10 protein-coding genes are annotated in these 12,736 nt (G+C 62.1%); 4 read left to right on the plus strand and 6 right to left on the minus strand.

The window, feature by feature from the left end:
• The first annotated feature begins 105 nt into the window (after window positions 1–105).
• Window positions 106–1,878, plus strand: a complete 1,773-nt coding sequence (locus KUG85_RS08195) for an SLC13 family permease (protein ID WP_223004827.1) — start codon at window positions 106–108, stop codon at window positions 1,876–1,878.
• A gap of 177 nt (window positions 1,879–2,055) precedes the next feature.
• On the opposite strand, the gene KUG85_RS08200 is transcribed toward KUG85_RS08195, so the two are convergent.
• From KUG85_RS08200 to aceA, 5 genes are all read right to left on the minus strand, one after another.
• On the minus strand, window positions 2,056–3,342 hold the full coding sequence (locus KUG85_RS08200) for an NAD(P)/FAD-dependent oxidoreductase (RefSeq protein WP_223004828.1): 1,287 nt from the start codon (window positions 3,340–3,342) through the stop codon (window positions 2,056–2,058).
• 11 nt (window positions 3,343–3,353) lie between these two features.
• Window positions 3,354–4,787, minus strand: coding sequence for a glutamine synthetase family protein (locus tag KUG85_RS08205; protein ID WP_223004829.1), 1,434 nt, complete (start codon window positions 4,785–4,787; stop codon window positions 3,354–3,356).
• A gap of 71 nt (window positions 4,788–4,858) precedes the next feature.
• Window positions 4,859–5,317, minus strand: coding sequence for a response regulator (locus KUG85_RS08210; protein WP_223004830.1), 459 nt, complete (start codon window positions 5,315–5,317; stop codon window positions 4,859–4,861).
• Between the two features lie 285 nt (window positions 5,318–5,602).
• Entirely contained in the window at window positions 5,603–5,848 is a 246-nt protein-coding gene (locus tag KUG85_RS08215) for an SMc00767 family acetate metabolism repressor (RefSeq protein ID WP_007006956.1), read from the minus strand.
• Between the two features lie 36 nt (window positions 5,849–5,884).
• Entirely contained in the window at window positions 5,885–7,174 is a 1,290-nt protein-coding gene (aceA, locus tag KUG85_RS08220) for an isocitrate lyase (RefSeq protein ID WP_223004831.1), read from the minus strand.
• 326 nt (window positions 7,175–7,500) lie between these two features.
• On the opposite strand from aceA, the gene KUG85_RS08225 reads away from it, so the two are divergent.
• Window positions 7,501–8,946, plus strand: a complete 1,446-nt coding sequence (locus tag KUG85_RS08225; protein ID WP_223004832.1) for a helix-turn-helix domain-containing protein — start codon at window positions 7,501–7,503, stop codon at window positions 8,944–8,946.
• A 6-nt stretch (window positions 8,947–8,952) separates the two neighbouring features.
• Here KUG85_RS08225 and KUG85_RS08230 read toward each other — a convergent pair whose 3' ends face one another.
• The gene (locus tag KUG85_RS08230) at window positions 8,953–9,930 is read right to left on the minus strand and encodes an NADPH:quinone reductase (protein ID WP_223004833.1); all 978 of its coding nucleotides are present in this window, start codon (window positions 9,928–9,930) and stop codon (window positions 8,953–8,955) included.
• Between the two features lie 109 nt (window positions 9,931–10,039).
• Between KUG85_RS08230 and KUG85_RS08235 the strand changes: the two genes are divergently transcribed.
• Together KUG85_RS08235 and KUG85_RS08240 are read left to right on the plus strand one after the other, a co-directional pair.
• Window positions 10,040–11,506 (plus strand): glutamine synthetase family protein, encoded by a 1,467-nt coding sequence (locus KUG85_RS08235; protein ID WP_223004834.1) that lies wholly within the window; start codon window positions 10,040–10,042, stop codon window positions 11,504–11,506.
• A 103-nt stretch (window positions 11,507–11,609) separates the two neighbouring features.
• The gene (locus KUG85_RS08240) at window positions 11,610–12,722 is read left to right on the plus strand and encodes a polyamine ABC transporter substrate-binding protein (RefSeq protein WP_407673660.1); all 1,113 of its coding nucleotides are present in this window, start codon (window positions 11,610–11,612) and stop codon (window positions 12,720–12,722) included.
• The last annotated feature ends 14 nt before the right edge of the window (window positions 12,723–12,736 follow it).

The following is a 12,736-nucleotide window of genomic DNA, read 5'->3' on the forward strand; positions in this document are numbered from 1 at the left end:
TCAACGGATACGGGAACCAGACGTCCAGCGCGGACTTTCCTATAGTCGGATCGACCAACAGACCGCTACCGAGACAATCAGCGACCGCAGGCAGGGGGCACATGCATGACCTATGAGCAGATCTTTCTCTTCAGTCTGCTGGGCGTCGTCTTTGCTTTCCTTGTCTGGGGTCGCATTCGCTATGATCTGGTTGCCTTCGCGGCTCTGATCATCGCGGTGGTGGCGGGTGTTGTGGATGCGCATGACGCATTCATGGGCTTTGGCCACGAGGCTGTGGTCATCATCGCCCTGGTGCTGATCGTCTCGCGCGCCATGATGAACGCGGGCGCGGTGGAACTGATCGCACGTTTCGTACTCTCGTCGGGGCGTTCCCTTTCCACGCATATCGGCTTCATGTCGGTGATCGGCGCGGGTCTCTCCGCTGTCATCAACAATGTGGCCGCGCTGGTCATGCTGATGACCCTCGACATCGAGGCGGCAAAGAAGGCCAAGCGCCCCGTCTCGCAATCGCTGATGCCGCTATCCTTTGCGACGATCCTCGGCGGCATGATCACGCTGATCGGCACGCCGCCCAACATCGTCATCGCAGAATTTCGCGGGCGGGCGCTGGGTGAATCCTTCTCCATGTTCGATTTTTCGCCGGTGGGGCTGGTGTGTGCCATTGTCGGCATTGCGTTCGTGACAACGGTCGGGTGGCGGCTGATCCCTGATACTGGACAGGCGGCGGCTGTCGGAGAAGACGGGGCGGCTGGCCTGTTCGTTGCGGAAGCGGGCGTGAAAGAAAAGTCCGGTTTCATTGGCAAGGCGGTCAGCGAACTCTACCCGCTTGCCGATGAGCACGATGTGACCGTTCTCGGTCTCGTGCGTCGCGGCAAGCGCCTGCCGGGATTTGCCGCCGGCGAGGAATTGCGCAAGAGCGATCACGTCATTCTCGAAGGCGATCCGAAATCCATTGAAGCCTTCATCGGCGCTGCTGACCTCGATGCGCCGGGTTCCGAAGAACACGGTGGCATTCGCGGCAAGTCTCTGGTGCTGGTGGAAGCCATCGTTCCCGACAACGCCCATATGGTGGGACGCACCGCGAACGATCTGCGGCTGCTTTATCGCCGCGGCGTGACCCTGCTGGGTGTCTCGCGTCAGGGGCGCAGGTTCCGCGAGCGGGTGCGCAAGCTGGTCATCAAGCCGGGCGACGTGGTGCTTCTTCTAGGGCCTGAAAGCCGGGTGAACGATGCTGCCGACTGGCTGGGCGTGCTGCCGCTGGCTGAAAAGAGCCATACGGTGATCCAGCGCGGCAAGGCGCTGTTTGCCGTGGGCGTTTTTGCGGCGGCGGTGGCGACTTCGGTCATGGGCTTCGTGCCGCTCGCCGTGGCACTGGCCGGTGCAGTCGCCATCTATGCGCTGTTCAATGTGGTTGGCGCGCGCGAAGTCTACGAATCCGTCGAATGGCCGGTGATCGTGCTCCTAGCCTCGCTCATTCCGCTCGGGCTGGCACTCGAGGATTCCGGCGGCACCAAGCTGATTGCCGATTCCATTCTTTCGCTGACTGGCGCACTGCCCGCCTGGGCGATCCTTGCGATCCTGATGATCGTGACGATGACGCTTTCGGACTTTTTGAACAATGTGGCGACGGCGCTGATTGCTGCTCCGGTGGGGCTTTCCATCGCCAAGGGGCTCGACGTTTCGCCTGATCCTTTCCTGATGGGGGTCGCCGTGGCCGCTTCCTGCGCGTTCCTCACACCCATCGGCCACAAGAACAACACGATCATCATGGGGCCGGGTGGTTATCGATTTGGCGATTATTGGCGCATGGGTCTGCCGCTGGAAGTGCTGATCATTGCGGTGTCGGTGCCGGCGATCCTGTTCTTCTGGCCGTTGTAGCATGATGACGGCGCTGTGCGTGGTGCGTGGTTCGACAAGCTCACCATGAGGGATGTGGGCGCTTTCGGGAGAGACTGGCCACGCGATGCTGGGATTGTTCCTGCAGGTCTCTACCCACCCTCATGGTGAGCTTGTCGAACCACGAACGACCGCAATGCAACGGTGAGCATTCTGCCTCTAAAGCCGATCGCGCAGGGCGTACCAGTTGAGGGCCAGAAACATCAGGATCGGGCGCAGGCGCCGTCCGCCGGGGAAGGGCGGTATCTTGAGCTCCTCGAAGAGGCGTAGCCGATCGCGGTTTCCACACACGGTTTCGGCATAGAGCCTGCCGACAAAGTTCGACAGCATGACGCCATGGCCGGAATAGCCGCCGGCGAAGATCACATTCGGCATGACCTCACGCACATAGGGTTTTCTGGGCATGGTTATGCCCACATAACCACCCCATGCATGAGTGAGCTCCACATCGCTCAAGGCCGGATAGAGCTCTGCGATCTGGCGGCGGATGTGCTGGTGGATCGCCCTGTCTTCGCCGGGTGCATAGATTTCACGCCCCCCGAAGAGCAGACGCCCGTCGGCAGAGCGCCGGAAATACCGCACGACGAAACGGGAATCGTCCACCGCCTCGCCGCCCGGAAGGACCGGGCTGTCGTCGCCGAGCGGCGGCGTGGCGCCGATGAAGGAGCCGATGGGCATGACATGGGCCGCGCTCTTCGGTTCCAGATCGCCGCCATAGGCATTGGTGGCGATCAGGCATTTGTCGGCGGTGATGGTGCCGGTGGGCGTCTCGATGCGAACACCGCCAGCATCTGAAGCGATCTTCGTGGCGGGAGTGTTTTCAAAGAGCTTTGCGCCAGCCTCCGCTGCCACGCGTGCGGTGCCAACCACCAGTTTGAGCGGGTGAATATGGCCGGTGCCGGTGTCGCGAATGCCCCCGAAATAGCGTGTCGAGCCGAGGCGTTGGGCGGTCTGGGCCTCGTCCATATAGGTGATGTGGGGATAGCCGAAGCGCTCGCGCATGATGTCCGCGTGTCGGCGGTATTCGTCCAGATAGCGCCGCTTGTGAACCACCGAAAGCTGGCCGGGCCGATAGTCGATTTCGATGGCGTTGGCGGTGGTGAAATCGAGCAGATGGGCCTTGGCCTCTTCGGCGAGGTCGAACAGGGCTTTTGCGCGGGTAAAGCCGAGCTCGGCCTCAAGCTCCTCGGCCCAGGCGCGCTGGCCGGTGCCGAGCTGCCCGCCATTGCGGCCCGATGCACCGTCACCGAAACGGTGCGCCTCGATCAGCGCAACGTTGACGCCTGCCTTTGCGAGATGTGCGGCGGCGGAAAGGCCGGTGAAGCCACCGCCGATGACGGCGATATCGACGCGGCAGCCGCCATCAAGTGCCGGATATTCTGGACGCGCGCCAACGGTCGCTTCATACCACGAGAGGCCGGGCGATACGGGCGACTGGTAGGGCATGGGGCCTGACCCTAAACGTTGAGCAGCAGGTATTCGCGCTCCCACGGGCTGATGACCTGCATGAAGGTCTCGAACTCTGCCCGCTTGATCGCCGCGAAGGTGGAGACGAACGGCGCGCCGAGCATCTCTTTCAGGCTCTCGTCATCTTCAAACAGCGCAACGGCTTCCAGAAGGCCGCGCGGCAGTTCGATTTCATCCTGGTTGACGGCGGTGCCGGCAGGGGCATCGGGCTTGTTCTTCTCCAGAATGCCGACAAGGCCACAGGCGAGCGAGGCCGCCAGCGCCAGATAGGGATTGGCATCGGAAGAGGGAATGCGGTTTTCAACGCGCCGCGCGGCGGGATCGGAACGTGGCACACGGAAGGCCGTTGTGCGGTTGTCATAGCCCCAGCGTGTGTTGACGGGAACCGCCGTGCCCTGGGTGAGCCTGCGATAGGAATTCACATAGGGCGCCAGCATGATGAGGGCGTTGGGAATGTGCCTTTGCAGCCCACCGATGAAGTGGCGGAACACGTCGGTCTCCTCGCCCTTCTCGTCGGAAAAGACGTTCTGGCCGGTTTTAAGCGACACGACCGACTGGTGGATGTGCATCGCGGAACCCGGCTGGTTCTGGATCGGCTTGGCCATAAAGGTCGCGTAGGTATCGTGTTTCAGCGCTGCCTCGCGAATCGTGCGCTTGAACATGAACACCTGATCGGCAAGCTCGATCGGGTCGCCATGGCGCAGATTGATCTCGAGCTGGCCGGCCCCTTCTTCGTGGATCAGCGTGTCGATCTCGAGCCCCTGGCCCTCGGAGAAATGGTAGATGTCGTCGATCAGCTCGTCGAACTCGTTGACGCCGGCAATGGAATAACCCTGACCGCCACCGATGGGACGACCGGAGCGCCCGACAGGCGGGGTGAGCGGATAGTCCGGGTCGGGGTTCTTGTGGACGAGGTAGAATTCGATTTCCGGCGCGACGATGGGTTTCAGGCCATGTTTGGCATATTCGGCCACCACACGCTTCAAGACGTTGCGCGGGCTGAACGCAACATCGCGCCCATCCTGGTGCACGAGATCGCAGATCACCTGCGCGGTCGGATCGGTCTCCCACGGGACCGAAGAGAGCGTGGAGAGATCCGGCAGGAGCTTCAGGTCACCATCGTCTTCCGGATAGACGAAATCGCCGCTGTTCTCGGGATACTCGCCGGAAATCGTCGTCATGAAGACGGCCGAGGGCAGCGCCAGCGACGTGTTCGACGTGAATTTCTTGGAGGGCATCATCTTGCCGCGGGCAACACCGGCCTGATCGGGTGTGATGCACTCAATGTCCTCGATGCCGCGCCATTCCAGCCAGGCCGTGGCCTGCTTCCAGTCCTTCACACCGCGAAGGTTTTTCAGAAATGCGGGCGCGCGTACGGATTCACCTCGGCCGGCGCGGCGGGCTAGCTTCTTCCTGTCAGGCATCAATCACCAGGGATTATTGTTTGGATGCCGGAGTATAGACTTGCGGCCGGAGGAAAGGGAAGAGCCCAGTCTCACGCCTGCACAGCCGTCAGCAGGCGCTGGATGACGGGCTGCAGCGTCTCCGGTGTCACGGGGCGAACCACGCGCGCATCCACATGCTCGACCGTTGGAGAAGCATCAAGGCGGGAAGGGACGATGGTGATGACGAGCGGGAGCCGGCGTGGCGAGGCGCTTCTGTGCTGCTCCAGATGCAGGAACAGGTCGTCCGACATCTGCATCTGGGCGTCGATGTCGACGATCACCAGACCCGGACGGGCCAGCGGGGAAGTCGCAGAGAGTATGCGTCTCGCTTCCACCGGCTCCATCGCCTGAACTTTCAGGTAGGCGCGCTGGGCAATGCGCGTGAGCACGATGCGGTTGATTGGGGAGGCGGCGATGACCAGGGCCTGCGTTGGGTCGGCAACACAGGACCCCGCTACGGCCGCACCGTTCCCATCGGAAGGCCGGTCGGTTGCATGTCTGTCTACCATCATATGTTCGCCATCGGCTGGATTGTGGATTTCAATGCCCGGTTGAGATTTATGGGAAATCAATGTCACTGTAGTTGAGAAGTCAAGTTACAAATACGTCAGAATCGGCATGTGCCTGTTTCGCAATCAATATTTGTTTGCCATCGGTGTGGTGGCGAAGATTTTCTTCAAACCTGAATCGTTTGTGTTGTTTGATCACCGGGTCGCGGACTGCCCGTGAACAAGAAAAAGCGCCCGCGCAGGAGACCTTGCGCGGGCGCTCGACTGGAGGTCGTCAGGCCGGTGTCAGGAGCCGGCCAGACGATTGGTGACGATGACCGGCACCAAGAGGTCGCCCCAGTTTCCCTCCCCGCCATGATGGCGTGCTGAGCGGACCAGTTCCACGGACACACCGGAATCGACCGCTTTCATGACCGACTGGTTGAGCCTGTGGAGGTCGTTTGCCACCATCCGGATCAGGGCCTGCTGGTCGGACGACATGGCGCTCGACTGTTCCTCTGCTCGTTCCTTGACGCGGGTGTTCGGTGTCATATCCGTTCTCCTTTCCCGGCCGTTTCGGCCGTTGGGTTACTCCGCTGCCGGGCGGAATTGGTCGGTTTCGGTGGATTCCTTCATGGCGGTGGTCGAAGACTGCCCGCCGGTGATGGCCATGGACACGGCGTCGAAATAGCCGGTGCCGACCTCGCGCTGGTGCTTGGTGGCGGTGTAGCCGTTGGCTTCTGCCGCGAACTCCGCTTCCTGCAGCTCCGAATAGGCCGCCATCTGCCGGTCCTTGTAGCCGCGTGCCAGCTCGAACATGCCGAAGTTGAGCTGGTGGAAACCGGCCAGCGTGATGAACTGGAACTTGTAGCCCATGGCACCCAGCTCGCGCTGGAACTTGGCGATGGTCGCGTCGTCCAGGTTCTTCTTCCAGTTGAAGGACGGCGAGCAATTGTAGGCGAGCAGCTTGCCCGGATGCGCCTTGTGCACGCCCTCTGCGAATTTGCGCGCCTGCTCCAGATCCGGCTTCGATGTTTCGCACCAGATCAGGTCCGTGTGCGGTGCATAGGCGACAGCGCGGGCGATGCAGGCGTCGAGCCCGTTCTTCACGCGGTAGAAGCCCTCGACCGTGCGGCCTGCCTCATAATCGACGAAGGGCTGGTCACGCTCATCGATGTCGGAGGTCAGAAGCTTGGCGGCTTCAGCATCGGTGCGGGCGATGACGAGGCTCGGCACGCCCATGACGTCGGCTGCCAGCCGCGCGGCGTCGAGATTGCGGATGTGCTGTGCCGTCGGGATCAGAACCTTGCCGCCCAGATGGCCGCACTTCTTTTCAGACGCAAGCTGGTCCTCGAAGTGGACGCCTGCTGCACCTGCCTCGATATAGGCTTTCATCAGCTCGAAAGCGTTGAGCGGGCCGCCGAAACCGGCTTCCGCGTCGGCCACGATGGGCGCGAACCAGGTGTCGACCGAAAGGCCCTTGCCTTCCGCCGTCTCGATCTGGTCGGCGCGCTGCAGCGTGCGGTTGATGCGCTTGGCAAGCTCCGGGCCGGCATTGGCCGGGTAGAGCGACTGGTCCGGATACATGGCCGAAGCGGTGTTGGCATCGGCTGCGACCTGCCAGCCGGAGAGGTAGATCGCCTTCAGCCCGGCGCGGACCATCTGCATGGCCTGGTTGCCGGAGAGCGCGCCCAGCGCGTTGACGAAGTCCTCTTCGTGGATCAGCTTCCACAGGCGTTTTGCGCCTTCCTCGGCGAGCGTGTGACGGATGGTGACCGAGCCGCGCAGGCGCTGCACATCCTGCGGCGTGTAGGGACGCTCAATGCCGTTGAAGCGGCCTTCCGCAGCGCCGGGAACAAGGTTGTAAAAATCCGTCATAATTGCCTCCGTACAGGATTTGTTTCGCTGGCGGAGCTGCCTGACTGGGTGTCATTGCGCCCCGATTTCGTTACAGAATTTACATTGCGGCGCAGCGAAAGCGGAGAGAAAACGGGATTTTTGCCGAAATTTTCGTGTCAGCATGTCTGGAATTTGACAGAGAGGATGTGTAAATTTGTAAATTGTGTAAGGACGGGTTTGTGCAACAGTTTTGTAAAGTCGTGTAAAGCGGCGACCGTTCTGGCATGGATCCTCGGAGCAAGCCCGAGGATCCATGCCAGAACGGTCGCCTCTCGCCGGGACGCGGAGAACAACGGGATTCGATCATGGCCAACCAGAAGATATTCGCCGGGCCGCGCATCAGGCGCATTCGCACAGCAAAGGGGCTGACCCAGACGGCCATGGCCGAAGGTCTGGGCATCTCACCGTCCTATTTGAACCTGATCGAACGCAACCAGCGGCCGCTCACCGTTTCGCTCATTCTGAAACTCGCTTCCGTCTATAAGGTCGACCCGGACGAGCTGCAGGGCGAGGCGGGGCTTTCGCTCGCGGCGCTGCGAGAGGTGTTTTCCGATCCGCTTCTGGCCGGAGAACTGCCCGGTGAGCAGGAACTGGTGGATGTGGCCGAGGCTGCGCCCAATGCGGCGGCGGCGCTCGTCAAGCTCTATCGCGCCTATCGCGAGCAGGCGGACCGCATGTCGGACCTGTCGGAAATGCTGGCGCGGGAAGGGCGCACCACAGCTATTTCGGCAACACGCCTGCCGATTGACGAGGTGCGCGAGACCTTCGAGCGGCATGCGAACCATTTCGCCTCGATCGAAGAGGAGGCTGAGAGCTTCCACAAGCTGATTGGGCCGGGCGACGATCTTTCCGGAGCCATCAGGGGTTGGCTGAAACAGGAGCACGGCATCGTGGTGCGCCTGCTTCCCGTGGCGACCATGCCGAACTGGCGGCGGCGCTACGACCGCCATTCGCAGCGCCTCTTCATTTCCGAACGGTTGTCGCCGGCCGACCAACTGCGCGAGATCGCCATGGAGGCATGCCTGCTGCGCATGTCAGTGGCGATTGCCGCTGAGATCGAGATGCTGAAACTGTCGAGCAACGAGGCACGCAGGCTCGCGCGGTTTGAACTCGGGCGCTATGCGGCACACGCGCTGATGATGCCCTATCAGGCATTCCTGTCGGCGGCCGAACGCGCGCACTACGATGTGGATGTGCTGAAATCGCGCTTCGGCGTGTCATTCGAGCAGGCGGCGAACCGGCTGACGACGCTCGCGCGGCCGGGTGCATCTGGCGTGCCATTCTTCATGCTCGAAGTGGACAATGCGGGCAACCGTTTCCGCAAGGCGGGCGCGCTGGGCTTTCCGCAGGCGCGCTTCGGCGGCGGGTGCCCGAAACTTGCCGTCCATGCAGCATTCGCGCAGCCGGGGCAGGTTCTGGTCGAGGCGGTGGAAATGCCCGATGGCGCCGAATTCCTGACGGTCGCACGCACGCTGGAGGGGCCGCAGGGCGCTTTTGCCGAACGCCCGCGCCGCACGGCGCTTCTGCTGGGGTGCGATCTCGGATTTCGAGAGAGCGTGGTCTATGGCGATGCGCTGCCGGGTGCGCCGGGCAAGGCGGGAGGCGCGCCGACCCATGCGCTCACGCCGGTTGGGCCGGCCTGCCGTCTGTGCGAACGGGCAGGCTGTCTTGCCCGTGCCGAGCCGCCGGTGACAAGGCCGCTCGGGCTCGATGAGATGGTGACGGGCCTCTCCGCGTTCGACTTTCAGTAATGTCGGTCAGGCGATGTCGAGCACAACATTGCCGACAACGTCGCCGCGTTCCACAGCTTCGTGCGCCTTGACGATGTCGCGCAGGGCGAAGCGCTCGCCGATGGCGTGTTTGAGGCTGTTCTTTTCGAGCATGGCGGTGAGCTGGCCGATCGCGGTTTCCCGTTCTTTCGCGAGCAGTTCGTAGACCACAAAGACCTGCAGGGTCAGGCTGTTCCACAACAGTGTGGGAAACGAAACGGGTATGTCGCCCTGCATGCTGGAACCGTAGCAGACGATCTTGCCATGGGGCGCCAGCGCACCATTGGAGATGGTCGCGGTGGTGGAATAGAGGTCCATGTCGATGAGGCCGTCCACACCCTTGCCTGTGGTAAGCCCTTTCACCGTGGCGGCCACGTCCTTGGCCTTGTAGTCGATGACGAAATCAGCGCCCGCGGCGCGGGCGTGGGCGGCGCGACCGGGCGAGGCGGTGGCGATAACCCGCGCGCCGCGGGCTTTGGCGACCTGGGTGGCATAATGCCCCACCGAAGAGCCGGCGCCCGTGACGAGAATTGTCTTGCCCTTGACGGTCTCGAAGAGATTGACGGCATGTATGGCTGTAAGCGCGGGTATGCCAAGACAGGCGCCTGTCGCGTAGTCGACATTCGCGGGCAGGGGGACCGCCTGCGCTTCCGGCAGCACGATCGCCTCGGCGGCGGTGCCGAAGGGACGTCGCCACTGGCCGTTCCACACCCAGACACGCTGGCCGACACGGCCATGATCCACTCCCGGCCCGACGGTGTCGATCTCGCCGGCGCCATCGCTGTGTGGAATGACCCGCCCGGCATTGAGCGGGCGTCCACGCCGCGCCTTCACGTCGGACGGGTTGACGCCCGAGGTGGCCAGTCGAACACGCACTTCGCCGGGGCCGGGCGCGGGAAGAGGCATGTCACCCACTTCCAGAACGTCGCGCGCCGTGCCGTTGCGTTCATACCATGCTGCTCTCACTTCTTACTCCCGCACCGATCGCCGCCACAGCGCCAGCCGCTCCAGCCATTGACAAGGTTTGAAAATCCGGCGCAGGCTTTGTCATCCGCAATCATGAAACAGGCCAATCTTGAACCGCCCCGAAACGAATATCGATACAGACGTTAAGCCCAGTCCTGCCGTTTCGCCAGAAGTCGGCGAGGAAATTTCAACAGAAGCTGATCCTGCCTGTGGAGATTTCATCTCCGCCGATCACGAGGCCGAATACCGCGCTTTTGTTGAACAGCATCCAGACCTGGAGGCGGTCGAGTTTCTCATTGTCGATCCCAACGGCATCATTCGCGGGAAATGGGCGCCCGGCGACAGCCTCAAAAAGGCGTTTCAGGAAGGTGTGAACTTTCCCATGTCTCTTCACGGCCTCGATGTCTGGGGCCGGGAAGTCGACGAGACCGGGCTTCACATCGAAACCGGAGACAAGGACGGCTATTGCCGGGCGACGCGCGGCTCGCTTTCCATCGTTCCATGGGCCAGACGCAAAACGGCGCAGGTTTTGCTCCAGACCTTCACGCCGGAGGGGGAGCCCTTCATGGCGGATTCGCGCCAGGTGCTGAAGCACAAGGTGGTGGAGGCGAACGCGAAGGGATTTTTCCCTGTCGCCGCGTTTGAGCTGGAGTTCTATCTGCTCGATCCCGAAAAACAGGACCCGGCCGGCATGCCCACGCCGCTTGGCGCCGGCGAGGGACCGGACCGTCTGCGCATGTACGGGCTCGACGATCTGGCCGAGAATGCAGCGCTCTTCGACATGATCCGCGATGCTGCGGCCGCCCAGAACCTGCCCATCGACACGATCATCAAGGAGGCCGCGCCCGGCCAGTTCGAGGTCAATCTGAAACACCGGGCGGACCCGCTGCGGGCGGCCGACGACGTGATCCTGCTGCGCCGTATCGTGATGGGCTGCGCGCGCGCGCATGGGCTGACAGCCACCTTCATGGCCAAGCCCTTCATCGACTACGCCGGCAACGGCATGCATGTGCATACCTCGATGCTCGGTGCGGACGGGCAGAACATATTTGCCGGAGAGACGGGCCGCGAGCGGCTGCTTTCGGCGGTTGCCGGCCTCATCGACACCATGCCCGAATCGCTCATTCTCTACATCAACACCTGGAACGGGTTTCGGCGCATAACGCCCGGCTCCTATGCGCCCACCCACGCAGTGTGGGCGGAAAACAACCGCTCGGTGGCGCTGCGCATCCCGGTCTCGACGGAGGAAAACCGGCGCGTCGAGCACCGGATCTCGGGCGCGGACGCCAATCCGTATCTTGTCATGGCGGCGATCATACAGGGCATGATCGAGGGGATCGAAGCGGGTGCGAAGCCGCCGCCGCCGGTGGAAGGCAGCGCCTATGACGAGACGGCGGATCTCGGACGCGAGCTGCCCGACGACATGGATGACGCCCTGCAGCTTGCGTTAAAAAGCCGTTTCATCGACCGGGCGCTCGGGCCCCTTCTGGCAAAGGTCTATCGCGATCTGAAGCGCGCGGAAATCATCGCCTTCTGGAGCGAGATCACGCCGCTTGAACGCACCACTTATCTTTGAGCCCAAACAGAAATTTGCCGCTTGTCGCATTTCCGAAACGACAATAGGGTTGAAAAAACTTGCGGGTGCCGGTGGCGATTTGCGCGCCGGCAAAAACAGTCCCTTGGGGAGAAATTCCATGCTGCGTAAAACCCTTCTTGCCTCCTGCGTTTCCCTTGCCGCGCTCTCGATTTCGGTGGCGGCGAATGCGCAGGATCGCGTCGTCAACGTCTACAACTGGTCGGACTATATCGATGATACGATCCTTGAGGATTTCACCGAGGAAACGGGCATAAAGGTCGTCTACGACGTCTACGATTCCAACGAAATCCTGGAGACGAAGCTGCTCGCGGGCGGCTCGGGCTATGACGTGGTGGTGCCGTCGGGCGAGTTTCTTGGCCGTCAGATCAGCGCCGGCGTCTTCCAGAAGCTCGACAAGGACAAGCTTCCCAACATTTCCAACATGTGGGACATGATCAGCGACCGCGTGGCCGTCTACGATCCGGGCAACGAACACTCCATCAACTATATGTGGGGCACGACGGGCGTTGGCTACAATGTCGGCAAGGCTGAGGAAATCCTCGGCACGGCGAAGGTCGATACCTGGGATGTGATGTTCACGCCGGAACTGGCCGCGAAATTCAAGGATTGCGGCATCTATATGCTGGATTCAGCCAGTGAGGTGGTGCGCTCGGTCCTGATTTATCTCGGCCTCGACCCGAATACGCCATCCGCGGACGATCTTGCCAAGGCGGAAGAGCTGCTTCTTTCGGTTCGCCCCTATGTACGCAAGTTTCATTCTTCCGAATACATCAACGGCCTTGCCAATGGCGACATCTGCCTGGCGCTCGGTTATTCGGGCGACATCTTCCAGGCGCGCGACCGTGCGGCGGAAGCCGATCAGGGCGTGACGGTCGGCTATGCGATCCCCAAGGAGGGCGCGATGCTGTGGTTCGACCAGATGGCGATCCCGGCGGACGCGAAGAATGTCGAGGAGGCGCACGAGTTCCTCAACTACATCATGCGTCCCGATGTGATCGCCAAGGCGTCGAACTATGTCGTCTATGCCAATGGCAACAAGGCCGCGCAGGCAGAGATGGACGAAGAAGTCGTGGGCGACCCGGCTGTCTATCCCGACGAGGCGACCATGGAGAAACTGCAGGCACCGCTCCCCTATGACATGCGCACGCAGCGTCAGGTGACGCGTATGTGGACCAAGGTGGTGACCGGCCAATAGGCGGTTTCAAGGCA

The sequence above is a fragment of the Nitratireductor rhodophyticola genome (assembly GCF_019891355.1).
Classification (GTDB): Bacteria; Pseudomonadota; Alphaproteobacteria; order Rhizobiales; family Rhizobiaceae; genus Nitratireductor; species Nitratireductor rhodophyticola.

What these genes read in the sequence shown, in the direction of transcription:
- KUG85_RS08205 (WP_223004829.1), bottom strand. Translation starts at nt 4,787, where the DNA reads ATGCCTGACAGGAAGAAGCTAGCCCGCCGCGCCGGCCGAGGTGAATCC.
- KUG85_RS08200 (WP_223004828.1), bottom strand. Translation starts at nt 3,342, where the DNA reads ATGCCCTACCAGTCGCCCGTATCGCCCGGCCTCTCGTGGTATGAAGCG.
- aceA (WP_223004831.1), bottom strand. Translation starts at nt 7,174, where the DNA reads ATGACGGATTTTTACAACCTTGTTCCCGGCGCTGCGGAAGGCCGCTTC.
- KUG85_RS08215 (WP_007006956.1), bottom strand. Translation starts at nt 5,848, where the DNA reads ATGACACCGAACACCCGCGTCAAGGAACGAGCAGAGGAACAGTCGAGC.
- KUG85_RS08225 (WP_223004832.1), top strand. Translation starts at nt 7,501, where the DNA reads ATGGCCAACCAGAAGATATTCGCCGGGCCGCGCATCAGGCGCATTCGC.
- KUG85_RS08210 (WP_223004830.1), bottom strand. Translation starts at nt 5,317, where the DNA reads ATGGTAGACAGACATGCAACCGACCGGCCTTCCGATGGGAACGGTGCG.
- KUG85_RS08195 (WP_223004827.1), top strand. Translation starts at nt 106, where the DNA reads ATGACCTATGAGCAGATCTTTCTCTTCAGTCTGCTGGGCGTCGTCTTT.